Source organism: Rheinheimera pleomorphica (assembly GCF_011634895.1).
Classification (GTDB): domain Bacteria; phylum Pseudomonadota; class Gammaproteobacteria; order Enterobacterales; family Alteromonadaceae; genus Alishewanella; species Alishewanella pleomorphica.
Window position 1 is genome coordinate 49,408 of the sequence record NZ_SIRR01000005.1, and the last position, 16,977, is coordinate 66,384.

Below are 16,977 nucleotides of genomic sequence, written 5' to 3' on the forward strand. Positions count from 1 at the left end.
CTGTTAACACTATAAATAAAAGAGTTGCTATGAAAAAATCCTTACTTGTGCTGGCATTAGCCAGCAGCTTCGCCATGGCTGATGAAGGCATGTGGATGCCGCAACAACTGCCACAAATTGCCAACGAATTAAAAGCCGCCGGTTTAGCTTTGAACCCAGCCGATTTAACCAAACTGACTGAATTTCCGGCTGCCGCTATTGTTAGCTTAGGCGGTTGTTCGGCGTCTTTTGTTTCGCCTAATGGTCTGGTTGCAACCAACCATCACTGCGTCTATGGCAGCATTGCGCATAACTCAACGCCCGAGAACGACTTACTAGCCAATGGCTTTTTAGCCAAAACCTTAACTGATGAAGTGCCTGCTGCGCCGGGCAGCCGTATCTTTGTTACCAAGGCGGTCGATAACGTTAGCGATAAAGTGATTGATGCCGCCACTGCCAAGCTAAGCGGCAAAAAGCGTATCGACGCCATTGAAGCCAACCAGAAAGCGCTGGTAGCTGAGTGTGAAAAAGACGAAGGCCACCGCTGTACTGTAGCTGCATTCTACGGCAGCCTGGAGTTTTACCGTATTAAACAGCTGGAAATTAAAGACGTGCGCTTAGTGCATGCGCCGGCTGAAGGCGTAGGTAAATTTGGCGGCGACACCGACAACTGGATGTGGCCGCGCCACACCGGTGATTACAGCTTCTATCGCGCCTATGTCAGCCCACAAGGTAAATCGGCTGACTTCAGTGCCGACAACGTGCCCTATAAGCCAGATTTTCATTTAACCCTGGCCAAAGACGGCGTAAAAGAAGGTGATTTTGTTATGGCCATGGGTTACCCGGGCCGTACTAACCGCCACCGCCTGCCAAGTGAAGTCAGTGAGACCTTTGAATGGGCCTACCCTAACACCGTAGCGCATTTTAAAAACACACTGGATATTATTGCCAAACAAACCGCCGACGATAAAGATGCTGAGCTAAAATACGCCAGCCGCGTGGCCGGTTTAAATAATTATATGAAAAACCGTCAGGGTATGCTGGATAGTTTTGCCGACAGCGACTTTTTAAGCCGCAAGCAAGCCGAACACGCTGAACTGACCAAGTGGGTGAACAGCAGCCGCGATAACAAAAAAGCCTACGCCGATGACTTAAAAGCTATTGAAAAGCTGCTGAAGCAACGTCAGGACAAAGATCGTAAAGACTATTTACTGGACAACGCTAAACCACGTTTGCTTACCGTTGCAGGCGCACTGTATCGTTTAGCACAAGAGAGCACTAAACCGGACGCAGAACGCAAAGCCGGTTTCCAAAGTCGTGATCTACCACGCTACAAAGCTTTTATCGCAGGTATGGAGCGTAACTTTGCGGTTAGCGTAGAAAAAGCATTGGATCTGTATAACCTAAGCCGTTATGCCGCCCAGCCGAAAAAGCAACGTGATAGCGAATTCGACAAAGTAATGGGCATCAAAGATGGCATGTCTGAAGCCGATCTTAAAGCGCTGATTGACAGCTGGTATGCCAACACAGGTTTAACCGCACTGGATAAACGCACTGCGCTGCTGGAAATGACACCAGAGCAAATCGCTGCGGTAGATGACAGCTTTGTCAAAGCGGCTGTTGCCCTGCATAAATGGAACTTAAAACAGGAAGCTGCAGAAGAAGAGCTGGCCGGTAAAATTCAGCAGGCTTACGCCAGCTATATGCGCGCCAAAATCGCCTTTATGCAGTCGAAAGGCCAGGCCGTTTACCCGGATGCCAACAGCACACTGCGGGTAACTTATGGCAATGTTAAAGGCCGTGCGCATGGCAACGAAGATGGCAATGCCTGGGCACCGTTTACCACGCTGCGCGGTATTACGGCTAAAGCCACTGGCGAAGGCGAATTTAACGCCCCGCAAAGCCAGCTAGACGCGATAAAAGCCAAGCAATATGGCCCATACAAAGTAGAAAGCTTAAACTCAGTGCCGGTTAACTTCTTAGCGACGCTGGATATTACCGGTGGTAACTCAGGTTCAGCGGTATTAAACAGCAAAGCCGAACTGGTAGGCCTGGCGTTTGACGGCACGCTGGATTCGATTATTTCAGACTGGGACTACAACCCGGATAACACCCGCTCAATTCAGGTAGATCACCGTTTTATGCTGTGGCAAATGCAGCTGGATGGCGCTGATAATCTGTTAAAAGAAATGGGCGTGAAGAATTAGCGAGCAGAGGATTACTCTAAGCCAACCGTTGAACGCATGGATGCGTGAGACGAGCCCCCATGGAAGGGTTTACGGCGAGTTGGCGTGAGTAAACCGGCGTGAGCCATACAACCTAGGCCGGCGGTATAGTCGGCTTTTTTATTGCTTTTCCAATAATTCTGCTGCCAGCCGGACAAAATCTGACGAGGTTAAAATGCCTTTCAGTTTGTTGTTTTCATCCACCACCGGCATACAACCGTGGCGGTTTTTGACAAAAAAGCCAGCCACTTCTTTTAACGATTGCTCCGGCGTTACTGCAGCAAAATCGGTTGCCATCATGTCCGCCACCAGCTGTTGTTTTTCTTTGCGCTCCAATGCAGTAGCACCATATTGCGCCATTAAGCCCATCACTTTGGCAATCATAATTTTCTGTGTCAGCATGCCGACTAACTCACCGTTTTTTTCAATCACCGGAATATGACGGATATTCTTCTGCCGCATTAAATCATGTGCATCTTTTAAGCTGGCGTCCCGGGTAACGCACAAAGGATCGGCGGTCATCAGTTGGGCAACAGTGGTAATGGTCATATCAGGCTCCTTTAAGCAGTATTTGGCGTGTTAATAATAGATATAGCGAAAAAGCTGGCGGGCTGCAGCGAACTGGATCAACTTTTTCACCGTACGCGCCGAAAAACTCATCGGTTTAGCCACAGCGCAAAAAGATAAATCTGATCTGCCAGCTGACAACTGGCGTTTTTATAGCCGACTCTTGTGTCCCATTCAGACAAAAAAGGAAACGCTATGAAATTGTCACAGCTTATTACCACCACTGTACTGTTAGGCTCAATGCTGATTACGGCGCAGGCGCACAATCATAAAACCAAAGCAGACATCGTTGATACGGCCGTCGCAGCCGGTAACTTTTCTACCCTGGTTACTGCAGTAAAAGCGGCGGAGCTGGTAGATACGCTGAAAAGCGAAGGCTCCTTTACCGTATTTGCACCTAACGACGCTGCGTTCGCTAAAATTCCGGCAGCTGATTTAAACGCATTGGTTGCAGACAAAGCCGCACTGACTAACGTACTGACCTACCATGTCGTGGCCGGCAAAGTAATGGCCGCTGATGTGGTCAATCTGACCTCTGCCAAAACAGTACAGGGCCAGGAACTGAGTATCGAAGTTAAAGATGGCAAAGTCTTTGTAGACGGCGCCGAGGTCATTGCCACTGACATCGTTACCAGCAACGGCGTTATCCATGTGCTGGATAGTGTTGTAATGCCAAAATAATACTGTGCTAGCTCGTCTCAGGCACTTTAGCCTGAGACGAGGTTAACGAACTACCGAGCGACGCTACGATCACCAAGCCAATCGCCAGCCACTGCCACAGCGTTAATAGCTCAGCGAGAATTAAAAAGCCTGCCAATGCGGCTATGGCCGGCTCCATGCTCATAAACACACTGAAATTCTGTGATGTCATGTTTCTTAACGCCACCATCTCCAGCGAATACGGAATAGCACTGGATAAAATACCGACCAAAAAGCCCAGCGGCAGTACGTCCCAACTGAACAGCGCCATGCCCTGTGTAACAGCACCTACCGGCACCAGCACCAGTGCCGCCACTGTCATGCCTAAGGCCACGGTAATACCGCCAGAGCTTTGCGTGTTGGTTTTTTTGCCAAATAAAATATAGCCGGCCCAGCAGGCGCCGGCAGCCAGCGCCAGCATTACACCAACAGGGTCAAGTGCATCCACGCCGTGCATATCTGGCAGTAGCAGTAAAATACCGGCGATAGCAAAACCCACCCAGATTAAATCGCGCTTACGCCGTGAGGAAAACAGCGCCACCGCCAAAGGCCCGGTAAACTCCAGTGCTACGCCTATCCCGAGCGGAATGCGCGCTATCGCCAGATAAAACAGAATATTCATGCCGCCCAGGCACAAACCGTAAACAATAACAGCCTGCCAGTCACGCCCTTCAGGCAAAGCCCGCCAGGGCCGGAACACTAACCATAACACCAGCGCCGAGAAACCAAGTCGTAGCGCTGTTGTGCCTTCCGGGCCGATCAGTGGGAATAACTGCTTAGCGATAGAGGCACCGGATTGAATGGTGATCATCGCCAGCAAAACGCTGATTACCGCGACAACCAGGCTGCGGTTTATTAATACAGACATAACAACAAAGATCCGAATGGACGTACAAGACGCGAAGACGTTAATTGTAGCCTGTGGCCATGACAAAACGTAAGCCAGAGCGCACTGTATTGCGTCACCTGTGCGTTATTTCGGGGCAAAAGCCAGCAACAAAACGCCAGCGCAGCGGCGGCAATGTTAACACGTCAAAAAAATTTCACGCTATGGCAATTATTTAACGGCAAATTGGCCGCTAACGCTTAAACCCGGCGACTGTGGCATAACAACTGCAGAACACCGCTATCGGTATTTTTGCTCACGCTATTTTTTGTCCTCTGACCCAGGAGCATAACTATGACCGGATTACATAACCGCAACCATCCTTTGCGTGATGTACTGGATAAAGAATTGCAACAGCGCACCTTTCCGGCGCTGGTTGCGCCCTGTCGCTTGTGTCAGTTTATGTTAACCGTTGCGCCGGCCTCGCGTAGCAACGAACTAAGCTTTATGCAGCAGCTGGCCCGCCAACAGGGTAGCTATTTTAGCGAAACTGACCACGACATTAACCTGCCGTTGTTCGGCGGAACCCTAAGGTTTGAAAAACATGGTGAATTTTCCAGCTATGTGTTTATTCAGCCGGGCAGCGAGAAACAGCTGTTTGACGATCCACTGGATTTTTTGCCCAGCAAAGACTGGCTGGATAGTATCCCCGGGCAGATCTTTCGCGTAGTGCAGCTGAGTGTTATTACACCGGCCCAGCTAACAGCGAACACGGATATTGATCAGCTGTTTAACCCGGACAATTGCATCAGCAGTATGCTGGCAGGCAAAAAAGCCAGGATCTGGACAGACTTTCAAAAACACGCTGAAGGTGCCGGTCGCATGCTGCTACTGGATCAGGGCTTAAGCCCCTCAGCGCTGGGCCGTCTGGTGCAGCAACTGTTTGATCTGGGTAACTACCGCAAGCTGTCTTTACTGGGCTGGCCTTTATCGCGTCAGGCGCTGGCCAGGCTCACCTTACTGGAACAACAACTGTCCGACATTATCCAACGTATTGAACATAAGAAAAATGATGATGAGCACCTGCTAAACGAAATTACCACTATGGCAGCACAAACTGAGCATTTAATTGCCGATACCAGCTCACGGCTGCAAGCCACTGCCGCCTATTATCAATTAACGCTGGATCGGATCAAAAGCTTAAATGAAACGCCAATAGAGGGCCTGTTATCACTACAGGATTTTACCGAGCGGCGCTTAACGCCGGCATTTCGTACCAGTGAGTCAGTGGTGTTCCGGCAAAATGCGCTCTCTGGCCGCCTGGGCCGCTCTACTGAACTGTTGCGTACCCGGATTAACTTAAAACTGGAGCAGCAGAACCAGCAATTGCTGGCATCGATGGATAAACGCGCCAAACTGCAGCTGAATATGCAACAGATGGTTGAGGGCTTATCCCTGGTCGCTATTAGTTACTACGCCGTACAGCTCTGTGACAAAGCCATTAGCGCCCTAAGTTACTGGTTGCCGCACCTGGATAGCCCGCGCTGGCAAAGTCTGAGTGTACCGCTGGTGATAGTCACGGTTTGTCTACTGCTATTCTGGTTAAACAGGCAGTTGCATCGCGATAAATCAGGCTGACTGCTTGAGATCTGGCTGGCTAAGTGCTTTACTTGCAATCCCGTTACAGCTTAAGGAATAAAGCCGTGCTGCGTGTTGTCGTTGTGTTCAGTTGTCTGAGTGTTGCCTGTTTTGCTGCAGCAACAGAGCCAGACAGCCACACCGCGAAAAAACAACTCAAGCTGGTGCCCGGTCAGTCATTGCACCCTAGCGTCGCGCCAGCGACTGACGCGTCTGCTGGTCAGATAGCAGTGTATAAATCGGTCAAACAGGATGGTACAGCGCTATTTTCCGACCGCCAACCACTGAACCGGCCTTATCAGCTGATGCGCTTTGATTGTTTTGCCTGCGATCCGGTGTCCAATATTAATTGGCACACCGTGCCTTTATATACCAAACCTTATAACCGTATTATTGCCAAAGCAGCAGATGCCCACCTGTTGGACCCCGCCTTGATCCGCGCGGTGATCCATGCCGAGTCATCGTTCAGGCCACAAGTAGTATCGAAAAAAGGTGCTGTCGGTTTAATGCAACTGATGCCGCAAACAGCAGCGTTTTTAGGTGTGCAAGATGCCAGCCATCCGGAGCAGAATATTATTGCCGGCAGCCGTTATCTGGCGCAATTGCTAAAACAGCATAACAGTGATTTAGCCCTGGCATTAGCTGCCTACAATGCCGGTGCCAGCAATGTAAAACGTTATGGCGGCATACCACCGTTTGCTGAAACCCAGGCCTATGTACAGCGCGTGACCATATTACATAAGCGCTATCAGCAGCAGGGTTAGCGGCTTTGCACCGCAGCTTTGTTCAGCGCAGCCCGCAGTATGTCTTTCCACGACACCAGCCCAAGCAAATGCTTATGTTCATCTACCACCGGTAAACAGCTGATATTGTGTTGTAGCAGTAAGGCCGCTGCCGCTTTTACCGCCGTGCTTTCGCCGATGGTGATAACAGGGCTTACCATTACCTGATGTACCTTGCGTGTCCGCATAAACATGCCGACAGAGGGATCGGATGCGGAGTCCATAACCGGGCTTAACTCACGAAAGTAATCTTTTACCGATACGATCCCCACCAGGCGGTTGCTTTGGTCGACTACCGGCACATGCTGAAAACGCGCTTTGGCAAAAACCTCACGCAAGGAGGCCAGGCTGGCATCCGCCATGGTCGTCACCAACTTGCTGCGGTGCGTCATGATCTGAGCAATACTCATACTGGCCTCTTTGGCTGAACCGTCTGGTTAATCGTCAGTCTTTTCAAAACCTTCTATCGTTACACCTGACAGGAAACCGGCACCTTTGGTATCACCACTGCGCAGTTTAATCATTAAACGCAGATCATTCGGTGAATCAGCATGGTGCAGGGCATCGGCGTAACTGATACGACCGGCTTGATACAAGTCATACAATGCCTGATCAAAGGTTTGCATACCCAGCTCGCGGGATTTGGTCATTACCGCTTTAATCTCACCCATTTCACCGCGGGCAATCAAATCTGCAATCAGTGGCGAATTTAACAGCACCTCTATTGCCGCTACCCTACCCTGACCATCTGCGGTGGGCACCAGTTGCTGCGCGACGATACCGCGCAAGTTTAGTGATAAATCGAACAACAGCTTCTGGTGCATTTCTTTTGGTACCAGGTGCATAATGCGGTCTATCGCCTGGTTGGCATTGTTGGCGTGCAGAGTCGCGATACATAAATGCCCGGTTTCCGCAAACGACAGCGCATATTCCATGGTATCCTGGCTGCGAATTTCACCAATCAGGATCACGTCCGGCGCCTGGCGCAATGAGCTTTTCAGCGCGGCTTCAAACGACTCAGTGTCAATGCCAACTTCACGCTGGGTAATTAAGCTTTTATGGTGCTCATGCACAAACTCTATCGGATCTTCGATAGTTAAAATATGACCTTTAGCATTGCGGTTTCGATACCCCAGCAGCGCCGCCAGTGATGTCGACTTACCGGTGCCGGTACCACCAACAAACAGCACCAGGCCGCGCTTGGACATGATCACTTCTTTCATGATCGGCGGCAGGCCTAAGTCATCAACATTCGGAATTTGCGTTACGATGCGGCGGATAACCATACCGGCACAATCACGCTGCCAGAAGGCCGAGATACGAAAACGCCCCAGCTCATTGGCAATGGCAAAGTTACACTCTTTGCTGGTCATAAACTCTTGCTGCTGTTTATCGTTCATTGCCGACAATACCAGCTTTAACGAACCGGCATCGGTCAGAGGTGCATCGTCAATTGGCAGCAGCTCACCATTGATCTTTGCCGCCACCGGCATGCCGGCGGTGACAAACATATCAGAGGCTTTCTCAGCCACCATTTTTTCAAGAAAATCATCTAGCTGCATAGCGGTTTATATCCTGCCCATGGTGCCAAAAGTATTCTTATCCTGCGCTTTGGCCGCCGCATCTTTTTGCGTCACTAAACCGCGGTTGACCAGATTCACCAGACACTGATCCATGGTTTGCATGCCATGAGCAGCACCGGTTTGAATTACCGAATACATTTGGGCAATTTTATCTTCACGTATCAGGTTACGGATAGCCGGTAACCCGACCATAATTTCGTGCGCGGCAATACGGCCACCACCTACTTTTTTCAGCAGGGTTTGCGAGATAACCGCACGTAATGATTCAGACAACATAGAACGTACCATGTCTTTTTCTTCGCCCGGAAACACGTCGATAATACGGTCAATGGTTTTCGGCGCCGAGGTGGTGTGCAAGGTACCAAATACCAAGTGGCCGGTTTCTGCGGCGGTCATCGCCAGACGGATGGTTTCTAAATCGCGCAATTCACCCACCAGTATCACGTCCGGATCTTCCCGCAGTGCCGAACGCAGTGCATTACTGAAACTGTGGGTATCGCGGTGCACTTCACGTTGGTTAATCAGGCTGGATTTATTGTTGTGTACAAATTCGATCGGATCTTCAATCGTTAGAATATGGTCGTGGCGCATGGTGTTAATGTAGTCAATCATCGCGGCCAGGGTGGTCGATTTACCCGAACCGGTTGGCCCGGTAACCAACACTAAACCACGCGGGTTTTCAGCGATGGTTTTAAAGATATCCGGTGCCCCTAAATCATCCAGCGTTAACACTTCGCTGGGGATAGTACGGAACACCGCGGCTGCACCGCGATTAGTGACAAAAGCATTAACCCGGAAACGGGCCAAATTGGGTACTTCAAAGGAGAAGTCTGATTCGAGATTTTCTTCGTATTCTTTACGCTGCTTGTCGGTCATAATCTCGTACACCAGGGCGTGAACTTCTTTATGTGACAGCGGCGGAATATTTAACTTGCGTACATCACCATCTACGCGGATCAGCGGTGGCACACCGGCAGATAAGTGTAAATCTGATGCCTTATGTTGCACACTAAAAGCCAATAATTCGGTAATATCCATGACAATTTTTACTCCACTTTGCCAATTGATATGAATAACATAGCAGAACAACTTAGCCTCGCCTATCAGAACCTGAACGAAAAGTGCCAGGCACAGGCTGTATCAAAGCCGGTACAGTTAATTGCCGTCAGTAAAACCAAGCCATTGCAGGCCGTCATAGCGGCCTACCAGGCCGGGCAGCGCCAATTTGGCGAGAACTACCCGCAAGAGTTGGCAGATAAAGCCGCTCAGTTGGCCGCGTATGCAGATATCAGTTGGCACTTTATTGGCCCGCTGCAATCGAATAAAACCAAACTGGTGGCAGAACACGCCGACTGGGTACACAGTATTGACCGGCTAAAAATTGCCCAGCGCTTAAACGAGCAACGCCCCGCGGCTAAGGGCAAGCTTAAGGTGTTGCTGCAAATTAATATCAGTGCTGAACAGAGCAAAGCCGGCATTGCCGCCAGCGACATGCTAAGCCTGGCCGCAAGTATCAGCACGCTGCCACAGCTGGAATTAAAAGGCTTGATGGCGATACCGGCGCCGGGCCACAGCGAAAGCGCCTTTGCCGCCATGCAACAACTATCGATACAGTTGCAGCAACATTACCCACAGGCCAGTGAGTTATCTATGGGAATGTCTGATGACTGGCCACTGGCTCTGATATATGGCGCAACTATGATACGATTAGGCACTGCAATTTTTGGTGCCCGTAGCTAAAGCTAAATGGGTGCCCCGACGTTAGCAAGAGGAAGAATGAAACAGATGAATGACAATATGGTTGCGTTTATTGGTGCCGGTAATATGGCTCGCTGTGTGATTGCCGCTATGGTAAAAGCCGGTTATCCGGCCGACAACATTATTGCCGCCAACCGCAGCCAGCCCAAATTAACCGCCCTGGCGGCCGATTTTGGCATTCAGACCACACTGGATAACATTGAAGCAGTAAAAAAAGCCGATGTTATCGTGCTGGCGGTAAAACCACAGATGATGCAGGACGTCTGCACTGCACTGCTAGAGGCCGCACCGGAGATCACTGAAAAGCTGTTTGTCACTTTAGCGGCAGGTATTACGGTCGCGCGTTATCAGCAATGGCTGGGGCAAGTTCGCCTGGTACGGGCTATGCCCAATACACCGTCGCTGGTCGGTTTAGGCGTAACAGGGCTCTTTGCTACTGCCTGCTCTAACTATGAAAAAGCCTTTGTTGATCATATGTTCAGTGGTACCGGCATGACGGTGTGGCTGGATAACGAAGCGCAAATTGATCATGTCATCGCGGTTACCGGCAGCTCACCGGCGTATTTCTTTTTCTTTATGCAGGCGATGCAACAGGTTGCCGAACAACTGGGCTTTGATGCAGTACAGGCCAAGCAAATGGTGGCACAAACGGCGCTGGGCGCCGCTACTATGGCGCTAAACAGCGAGCACAGCTTTGCTGAATTGCGTGCCCAAGTGACCTCAAAAGGCGGCACCACCCATGAGGCGGTCAGCACTTTTGCTAACCAGGGCCTTGAAAAAATGGTTTCCGATGCCATGTATGCCGCCATCAAGCGGGCGCAGGAAATGGCGCAGAGTTTATAAATTTTATTGCCGGAGAGCTTATGCAAGCTGTGCTGTTTCTGATAGATACCGCCTTTAGTTTATACCTGATGGTGGTAATACTACGCCTGTGGTTACAACTGGTACGGGCCGACTTTTACAACCCTTTTAGTCAGTTCGTTGTTAAAGCCACTAACCCGTTGGTGCTGCCGCTGCGGCGCATTATTCCCAGTATTGGGCGCCTGGATACTGCCACCTTAGTATTGGCCTATACCATTATGCTGGCCAAGTTAGCGACACTGCAGTTACTGCAGTCTGGCCAAATGCTGGTCGTGCCCAGCCTGATTTTTGCCGTAATTTTTTTAGTCAAAGAAGTCTTTACCCTGCTGTTTTGGATCTTAGTGATCCGCGCCCTGCTAAGCTGGTTTAGCCAGGGTCGCAGCCCGGTTGAATATGTTATGCATCAGCTGACCGAGCCACTGTTAAAACCCATCCGCCGCATTTTGCCGCCACTGGGTGGCCTGGACTTATCCGTACTGGTGGTGCTGATTGGCCTGCAATTTTTAAATATTCTGTTTAGTAGCTGGTTTAGCGGCCTTTGAGCGCGGCAGTATTCGTCGGGCCGGATCTGCGCTTACAGCTGTATATCCAGCCTAAAGCCAGCCGCGATGACTGGGTTGGCTGCTATGGCGACGAGATAAAGCTGGCCATTACCGCGCCGCCGGTTGATGGCAAAGCAAATAGCCATTTACAGAAGTTTCTGGCCAAAAGCTTTGCCGTGGCCAAATCACAGGTGGTGATTGAAAAGGGTGAGCAAAGCCGGCACAAAACCGTCGTTATTATCGCCCCCAAGCGTCTGCCCGAGCTGGTAAAAAGCCAGTTGGCGCTGGTTTAAGCACTATACTTAACAGTCAATATCTGACACTGGAGTACATCATGAACCGCTTTCTGCTTATATTGCTATTGGGACTTAGCATCAGCCTGTCTGCACAGGCCGAGCAAAAACAGCAACTGGGTAGTTGGGATGTGCATTATATTGCCTTTCCGGCCCCCTTACTGACTGCCGAAGTAGCGCAGCAATACCGGCTGCAACGCAGCAAATACAATGGCATTATTAACATTTCTGTACTGGACAGCAGCACACAGCAGGCGCAAAAAGTTGCGATAAGCGGCATTGCCAAAGATTTGCAGGGCCGCCAGCGTACGCTGGAGTTTAGCGAAGTAATTGAAGGCGATGCGGTGTATTATCTGGCGCAGTTGCCATTTCGCCATGAGCAGCGTTTTAGTTTTACGCTTAATATCAGCAGTGGCAACCAGAGCCAGCAGCTGAAATTCGACCAGACATTTTACGTAGATTAATTTTATCTCATGACAAACAAAATCGTGCTGGCTACCGGCAATAAAGGCAAGGTAGCAGAGTTAAGCCAGATGTTGGCACCGCTAAATTTTAGCGTTGTGCCGCAAACTGAACTCGGTGTCACCGACGCCGATGAAACCGGCCTGACCTTTATTGAAAATGCTATTTTAAAAGCCCGCCATGCGGCGCTGGCCACCGGCTTGCCGGCGATTGCCGATGATTCGGGCCTGGCGGTGGATGCCCTTGGCGGCGCGCCAGGTATTTACTCTGCGCGCTACGCCGGTGAGGCCGCTGGCGATAGCGCCAATATTGACAAGCTGTTGTTAGCGCTAAAAGACGTACCCGATGATAAACGCAGTGCCCGTTTTCATTGTGTGCTGGTGTACTTACGCCATGCCGAAGATCCGACGCCGCTGGTATGCCATGGCGTCTGGCAGGGCCGAATCACTCAGGCCCCGGCTGGCAACGCTGGCTTTGGTTATGATCCGGTGTTTTTTGTGCCGTCCGAAGGCTGCACTAGCGCTGAGCTAAGCCGTGAGCATAAAGCCCGGCTTAGTCATCGGGGCAAGGCACTGGCCCAGCTGTTATCGCAGCTGGAAGCCGGGTTCTAAGCGGTGGCGCTGCAACTGCCGCCGCTGGCGCTGTATATTCATATCCCCTGGTGTATACAAAAATGTCCCTATTGCGATTTTAATTCACACGCCGTTAAGCAAGGTATACCCGAGCAGGAATACATTGCCCATTTACTGGCCGATTTAGCGCAGGATGCCCCTTTAGTGGCCGGGCGCACCGTCAGCAGTATTTTTATCGGTGGCGGCACCCCCAGCGTATTTTCAGCCGCCGGCATCGGCCAAATCATCAGCGGCGTGAAACAGCAGTTAGCCTGTGACGATGCGATGGAAGTTACCATGGAAGCTAACCCTGGCACCGTCGAGGCGGAACGCTTCGCTGGTTATGTTGGCGCTGGCGTGACACGATTTTCTATTGGTGTGCAAAGCTTTCAAAGTGCACAACTCAAAGCGCTGGGGCGTATTCACGACAGTGATGAAGCAATACGGGCCGCCAAACTGGCGCAGCAATTACCGCTTAAAAGCTTTAATCTGGATTTAATGCATGGCTTGCCAGCTCAGGACATCCACGGCGCCCTGGCCGATTTGCAACAGGCAATAGATTTAGCCCCACCGCATTTATCCTGGTATCAGCTGACTATAGAGCCCAATACCGCCTTTGCTTCACGCCCACCGGTGCTACCGCCGGACGATACCTTATGGGATATTCAGCAGCAAGGCCTGGCGCTGCTACAACAGCACGGCTATCAGCAATACGAAATTTCAGCCTATGCCAAAGCGGGCCAGCATTGTCAGCACAATTTAAATTACTGGCGTTATGGTGACTACTTAGGTATTGGCTGTGGCGCCCACGGCAAAATTACACTGCCTAGCCGGAACAGTATTTTGCGCACGGTAAAAATTAAGCACCCCAAAGGTTATATGGATATCAGCCGCGGCTATGTCGACAGTCGTGAGCAAGTTGCGCCGGAAGACCGGCCATTTGAGTTTTTTATGAACCGATTTCGCTTGCTCGAGCCCTGCCCTACTGATGACTTTACCGCCTATACCGGCTTGCCGCTAAGCACTATCAGCGCTGCCATTGCCGAAGCTGAGCAAAAAGGCCTGCTGCATGTTGGCAAGCAGCACTGGCAAATTACCGATAAAGGTGCGCGCTATCTGAACGACTTACTGACCTTGTTTATCTAGCCCAGTGCAACCCGCGCTGGGGCGTGTAACAGCCAGCATGCGATAGTTGGCCTGTTTATTCGCTGGCAGTGACGTAAAATCAGTTACCCGCATAACGACAATGAAAAAGGAAACCGATATGACACCAAGGTCTTTACGCCGTTTAGCTTTGCCCGTGGCAATCAGCGCGGCCTTACTCGCCGGCTGCGGCCCACAACAACAAACCACAACAACGGCGCAACCGGCAGTCGTCGTGCAGCAGCAAAGCGAAAGCGACAAAGCCAATGCGTTGTTTGAACAAATTTTTATGGACAATGTGCGGCGCAATCCAGTGACGCAAACCCGGCTGGGTATCAAAGACGACTATGATAAGTGGCAGGATTTATCAGATGCGCATTATCAGGCAGGGCTGGAGTTAGCCAGGCAGCATCTGACCATGCTGCAAGCCATAGACGTTAACGCGTTGGATTCGAATACCCGCGTCAGCTATTTGCTAATGCAGCGCAATTTGGAGCAAACCCTGGCCGATGCCAAGTGGCGTTTGTATAGCTATCCGGTTAACCAGATGTTTGGCACCCACTCGCAGGTGCCGTCACTGTTGATAAACCAGCACAGTATCAGCGATGAGAGCGATGCCAAAGCCTATATCGCCCGTTTAAATGCGGTGCCCACACTGTTCAGCCAACTGCAGCAGCAACTAGCGCAGCGCGCCGAGGCCGGCATTATTGCCCCTAAATTTGTGTTTGCCCATGTGATTTCGGCCAGTGAAAATGTGATTAAAGGCGCCCCCTTTGACGACGCTGAGGACAGCACTTTACTGGCTGATTTCAGCCAAAAGCTGGCGAAGCTACAGTTGGATGATAACAGTAAAAAACTGTTACTGGACGAAGCCAAGGTTGCACTGTTAACCAGTGTCAAACCGGCTTACACCAGTCTTATCAGCTATTTACAGCAACTGGAGCAACAAGCTGATACGGTAGATGGTGTCTGGCGCTTTAAAGACGGCGATGCCTTTTATAACGCTGCCCTTAAGCGCACTACCACCACGGACTTAACGGCAGAGCAAATTCATCAGATTGGTCTGGACGAAGTGGCCCGTATTCACAGTGAAATGCGTGCCATTATGCAAAAAACCGGCTTTGACGGCGACTTAAAAGCCTTTTTTAACTTTATGCAAACCGATGCGCAGTTTTACTATCCGGATACTGCAGAGGGTAAAGCCGCTTATCTGGCAGAGGCAACAGCGGTGATAGACCAGATGCGCTCGCGCTTAGACGAGCTGTTTTTGGTTAAACCCAAAGCCGACATGATAGTAAAAGCAGTAGAGCCGTTTCGCGAACAAAGCGCCGGCAAAGCCTTTTATCAGCAGCCATCAATGGATGGCTCACGGCCGGGTATTTACTACGCTAACCTGTACCGTATGAGCGATATGCCGAAATACGAACTGGAAGCACTGGCCTATCACGAAGGTATACCGGGCCATCATATGCAGCTGGCGATAGCGCAAGAGCTGACCGATATGCCTAAGTTCCGCCGCTTTGGTGGCTATACTGCTTATATCGAAGGCTGGGGCTTATACACTGAACTGCTACCGAAAGAGATTGGTCTGTATCAGAACCCCTACTCTGATTTCGGCCGCTTAGCCATGGAATTATGGCGTGCCTGCCGTTTAGTGGTCGATACCGGCATTCATGCCAAAAAATGGAGCCGCGAAGATGCCATTCAGTACTTGCTGGATAACACCCCGAATACCGAAAGTGCAATTGAAAAAGCGATAGAACGCTATATCGTGATGCCCTCGCAGGCGACGGCATACAAAGTTGGCATGATTAAAATTATCGAACTGCGCGAAAAAGCTAAAACCGCACTGGGCGATAAATTTGATATCCGCGTGTTCCACGATGTAGTGCTGAAAAACGGCGCCGTACCACTGGATGTGTTAGAGCAACTGGTCGACGAATATATTGCCGCCACCCAGGCCTGAGCGCCTTAGGTGTATAACAGCCAGCCGGTCAACTGACCGGCTTTTACTTGTTAGAAACCGGAACCGGGTAGCTTAAGAAATTCAACTTCTTCCGCTGTTGAGCTGCGCGCTAAAATATTATTGCGATGCGGGTAACGGCCAAAGCGGTCGATAATGGCTTTATGTTTTAACTCAAACTGATAGTTATTGTCCGGTGCATACTGCTTAAACAACAACTCGGCCTGCTGATGAATAACAGCCGATTCACTGTGCATATAAGGCATTAGCAAAAAATTACGCTCGTCGGCATTGAGCTGTAACAGCGCGCCACTGGCTACCGCCTCCTGCGCCAGCACCAAAGCCATAGCATCGTGGGCAAAGGCTTTGGCTGTGTCGCGATAAATATTACGCGAAAACTGATCCAACACTATAATCTCGGCCAGCCGCCCTTGCGCAGTCTGGCGCCACGGATACAACTCGCCTGCTGCCGCTTGCTGCAGGGTTAGCGAAAAACGTTTGCTGATAAACTGATCAAAAGCCGCATCTTTTATCCACCACTGCTGCGGGCTTATTTCGTTAAACCAGAACTGTAAGACTGTTTCCATTATAGGATTAACCTCATTTAAAGCTGCTAGTCGTTTGCCATGGGTTAGCCCGACGTTAACTGTAATAAATCCCATTTATTGCCATATAAATCTTCAAACACCGCAACGGTGCCGTAGGGCTCTTCGCGGGGCGTTTCGTTAAACTGCACACCTTTAGCGACCATCGACTGGTAGTCGCGCCAAAAGTCGTTCGTGTGCAAAAACAACCATACCCGCCCACCAGCCTGATTACCCACCGCCGCGCATTGCTGTGGCTTGCTGGCTTTGGCCAGCAGCAAGTTGCAATGACTGCTGCCGGGTGGGCTTAGCTGCACCCAACGCTTGCCAGCGCCCAGATCGCTGTCTTGCAGCAACCTAAAGCCCAACTTTTCCGTGTAAAACGCTATTGCCTCATCATAGTCATGTACCAGCAAGGCAATGCTGCTGATATGTTGTTGTATAGCGTCAGCCATAGTGTT

General features: G+C 50.6%; 19 protein-coding genes. 12 read left to right on the forward strand and 7 right to left on the reverse strand.

Annotated elements, in window-relative coordinates:
• The first annotated feature begins 29 nt into the window (after positions 1-29).
• Positions 30-2,186 carry a S46 family peptidase gene (locus EYB30_RS05120; RefSeq protein WP_166837832.1) on the forward strand — a complete coding sequence of 719 codons (2,157 nt, stop codon included), beginning with the start codon at positions 30-32 and terminating at the stop codon, positions 2,184-2,186.
• Between the two features lie 138 nt (positions 2,187-2,324).
• Here the strand turns inward: EYB30_RS05120 and EYB30_RS05125 are convergent, their stop codons facing one another.
• Entirely contained in the window at positions 2,325-2,753 is a 429-nt protein-coding gene (locus EYB30_RS05125; protein WP_166837834.1) for a CBS domain-containing protein, read from the reverse strand.
• A 213-nt stretch (positions 2,754-2,966) separates the two neighbouring features.
• Here EYB30_RS05125 and EYB30_RS05130 point away from each other — a divergent pair, with 213 nt between their 5' ends.
• Positions 2,967-3,452, forward strand: a complete 486-nt coding sequence (locus tag EYB30_RS05130) for a fasciclin domain-containing protein (protein ID WP_166837836.1) — start codon at positions 2,967-2,969, stop codon at positions 3,450-3,452.
• A 7-nt stretch (positions 3,453-3,459) separates the two neighbouring features.
• Here the strand turns inward: EYB30_RS05130 and EYB30_RS05135 are convergent, their stop codons facing one another.
• The gene (locus tag EYB30_RS05135; RefSeq protein WP_166837838.1) at positions 3,460-4,338 is read right to left on the reverse strand and encodes an EamA family transporter; all 879 of its coding nucleotides are present in this window, start codon (positions 4,336-4,338) and stop codon (positions 3,460-3,462) included.
• A 312-nt stretch (positions 4,339-4,650) separates the two neighbouring features.
• On the opposite strand from EYB30_RS05135, the gene EYB30_RS05140 reads away from it, so the two are divergent.
• Positions 4,651-5,934 (forward strand): DUF3422 family protein, encoded by a 1,284-nt coding sequence (locus tag EYB30_RS05140; RefSeq protein WP_166837840.1) that lies wholly within the window; start codon positions 4,651-4,653, stop codon positions 5,932-5,934.
• A gap of 65 nt (positions 5,935-5,999) precedes the next feature.
• Entirely contained in the window at positions 6,000-6,698 is a 699-nt protein-coding gene (locus EYB30_RS05145; RefSeq protein WP_174978727.1) for a lytic transglycosylase domain-containing protein, read from the forward strand.
• Here EYB30_RS05145 and EYB30_RS05150 read toward each other — a convergent pair.
• The 3 genes from EYB30_RS05150 to EYB30_RS05160 are packed head-to-tail and all read right to left on the reverse strand — an operon-like array spanning position 6,695 to position 9,337.
• A complete protein-coding gene (locus EYB30_RS05150; protein WP_166837843.1) occupies positions 6,695-7,126 on the reverse strand; it encodes a CBS domain-containing protein in 432 nt (143 codons plus the stop codon). The genes EYB30_RS05145 and EYB30_RS05150 overlap by 4 nt on opposite strands.
• 27 nt (positions 7,127-7,153) lie before the next feature.
• Positions 7,154-8,278: a PilT/PilU family type 4a pilus ATPase gene (locus EYB30_RS05155; RefSeq protein ID WP_166837845.1), complete on the reverse strand. Its 1,125-nt coding sequence runs from the start codon at positions 8,276-8,278 to the stop codon at positions 7,154-7,156.
• Between the two features lie 6 nt (positions 8,279-8,284).
• Entirely contained in the window at positions 8,285-9,337 is a 1,053-nt protein-coding gene (locus EYB30_RS05160) for a type IV pilus twitching motility protein PilT (protein ID WP_166837847.1), read from the reverse strand.
• A 30-nt stretch (positions 9,338-9,367) separates the two neighbouring features.
• Between EYB30_RS05160 and EYB30_RS05165 the strand changes: the two genes are divergently transcribed.
• The 8 genes from EYB30_RS05165 (at position 9,368) to EYB30_RS05200 (ending at position 15,935) form a co-directional block, all read left to right on the forward strand.
• Positions 9,368-10,039 (forward strand): YggS family pyridoxal phosphate-dependent enzyme, encoded by a 672-nt coding sequence (locus EYB30_RS05165; protein ID WP_166837849.1) that lies wholly within the window; start codon positions 9,368-9,370, stop codon positions 10,037-10,039.
• A gap of 6 nt (positions 10,040-10,045) precedes the next feature.
• The gene (gene proC, locus EYB30_RS05170; RefSeq protein ID WP_277816727.1) at positions 10,046-10,900 is read left to right on the forward strand and encodes a pyrroline-5-carboxylate reductase; all 855 of its coding nucleotides are present in this window, start codon (positions 10,046-10,048) and stop codon (positions 10,898-10,900) included.
• Between the two features lie 20 nt (positions 10,901-10,920).
• The gene (locus tag EYB30_RS05175; RefSeq protein ID WP_166837853.1) at positions 10,921-11,460 is read left to right on the forward strand and encodes a YggT family protein; all 540 of its coding nucleotides are present in this window, start codon (positions 10,921-10,923) and stop codon (positions 11,458-11,460) included.
• Positions 11,457-11,753: a DUF167 family protein YggU gene (gene yggU, locus EYB30_RS05180; RefSeq protein WP_166837855.1), complete on the forward strand. Its 297-nt coding sequence runs from the start codon at positions 11,457-11,459 to the stop codon at positions 11,751-11,753. The genes EYB30_RS05175 and yggU overlap by 4 nt, the downstream gene beginning before the upstream one ends.
• Positions 11,754-11,794: 41 nt before the next feature.
• On the forward strand, positions 11,795-12,217 hold the full coding sequence (locus EYB30_RS05185; protein ID WP_166837857.1) for a DUF4426 domain-containing protein: 423 nt from the start codon (positions 11,795-11,797) through the stop codon (positions 12,215-12,217).
• Positions 12,218-12,226: 9 nt separating this feature from the next.
• The gene (gene rdgB / locus EYB30_RS05190; protein ID WP_166837859.1) at positions 12,227-12,826 is read left to right on the forward strand and encodes an RdgB/HAM1 family non-canonical purine NTP pyrophosphatase; all 600 of its coding nucleotides are present in this window, start codon (positions 12,227-12,229) and stop codon (positions 12,824-12,826) included.
• A gap of 3 nt (positions 12,827-12,829) precedes the next feature.
• A complete protein-coding gene (gene hemW, locus EYB30_RS05195; protein ID WP_166837861.1) occupies positions 12,830-13,972 on the forward strand; it encodes a radical SAM family heme chaperone HemW in 1,143 nt (380 codons plus the stop codon).
• 118 nt (positions 13,973-14,090) lie between these two features.
• On the forward strand, positions 14,091-15,935 hold the full coding sequence (locus EYB30_RS05200; RefSeq protein WP_166837863.1) for a DUF885 domain-containing protein: 1,845 nt from the start codon (positions 14,091-14,093) through the stop codon (positions 15,933-15,935).
• A 50-nt stretch (positions 15,936-15,985) separates the two neighbouring features.
• Here EYB30_RS05200 and EYB30_RS05205 read toward each other — a convergent pair whose 3' ends face one another.
• Together EYB30_RS05205 and EYB30_RS05210 are read right to left on the reverse strand one after the other, a co-directional pair.
• Complete coding sequence (locus EYB30_RS05205) at positions 15,986-16,519, reverse strand: DUF924 family protein (RefSeq protein ID WP_166837865.1); 534 nt, start codon at positions 16,517-16,519, stop codon at positions 15,986-15,988.
• Between the two features lie 44 nt (positions 16,520-16,563).
• Positions 16,564-16,971 carry a VOC family protein gene (locus EYB30_RS05210; protein WP_166837866.1) on the reverse strand — a complete coding sequence of 136 codons (408 nt, stop codon included), beginning with the start codon at positions 16,969-16,971 and terminating at the stop codon, positions 16,564-16,566.
• Between the last annotated feature and the right edge of the window lie 6 nt (positions 16,972-16,977).

Coding starts and splice junctions, on each gene's coding strand:
- EYB30_RS05155 (WP_166837845.1), bottom strand. CDS start 8,278: ATGCAGCTAGATGATTTTCTTGAAAAAATGGTGGCTGAGAAAGCCTCT.
- EYB30_RS05210 (WP_166837866.1), bottom strand. CDS start 16,971: ATGGCTGACGCTATACAACAACATATCAGCAGCATTGCCTTGCTGGTA.
- EYB30_RS05120 (WP_166837832.1), top strand. CDS start 30: ATGAAAAAATCCTTACTTGTGCTGGCATTAGCCAGCAGCTTCGCCATG.
- rdgB (WP_166837859.1), top strand. CDS start 12,227: ATGACAAACAAAATCGTGCTGGCTACCGGCAATAAAGGCAAGGTAGCA.
- EYB30_RS05205 (WP_166837865.1), bottom strand. CDS start 16,519: ATGGAAACAGTCTTACAGTTCTGGTTTAACGAAATAAGCCCGCAGCAG.
- EYB30_RS05140 (WP_166837840.1), top strand. CDS start 4,651: ATGACCGGATTACATAACCGCAACCATCCTTTGCGTGATGTACTGGAT.
- EYB30_RS05160 (WP_166837847.1), bottom strand. CDS start 9,337: ATGGATATTACCGAATTATTGGCTTTTAGTGTGCAACATAAGGCATCA.
- EYB30_RS05185 (WP_166837857.1), top strand. CDS start 11,795: ATGAACCGCTTTCTGCTTATATTGCTATTGGGACTTAGCATCAGCCTG.
- EYB30_RS05150 (WP_166837843.1), bottom strand. CDS start 7,126: ATGAGTATTGCTCAGATCATGACGCACCGCAGCAAGTTGGTGACGACC.
- EYB30_RS05130 (WP_166837836.1), top strand. CDS start 2,967: ATGAAATTGTCACAGCTTATTACCACCACTGTACTGTTAGGCTCAATG.
- EYB30_RS05165 (WP_166837849.1), top strand. CDS start 9,368: ATGAATAACATAGCAGAACAACTTAGCCTCGCCTATCAGAACCTGAAC.
- EYB30_RS05175 (WP_166837853.1), top strand. CDS start 10,921: ATGCAAGCTGTGCTGTTTCTGATAGATACCGCCTTTAGTTTATACCTG.
- proC (WP_277816727.1), top strand. CDS start 10,046: ATGGGTGCCCCGACGTTAGCAAGAGGAAGAATGAAACAGATGAATGAC.
- EYB30_RS05125 (WP_166837834.1), bottom strand. CDS start 2,753: ATGACCATTACCACTGTTGCCCAACTGATGACCGCCGATCCTTTGTGC.
- EYB30_RS05200 (WP_166837863.1), top strand. CDS start 14,091: ATGACACCAAGGTCTTTACGCCGTTTAGCTTTGCCCGTGGCAATCAGC.
- EYB30_RS05135 (WP_166837838.1), bottom strand. CDS start 4,338: ATGTCTGTATTAATAAACCGCAGCCTGGTTGTCGCGGTAATCAGCGTT.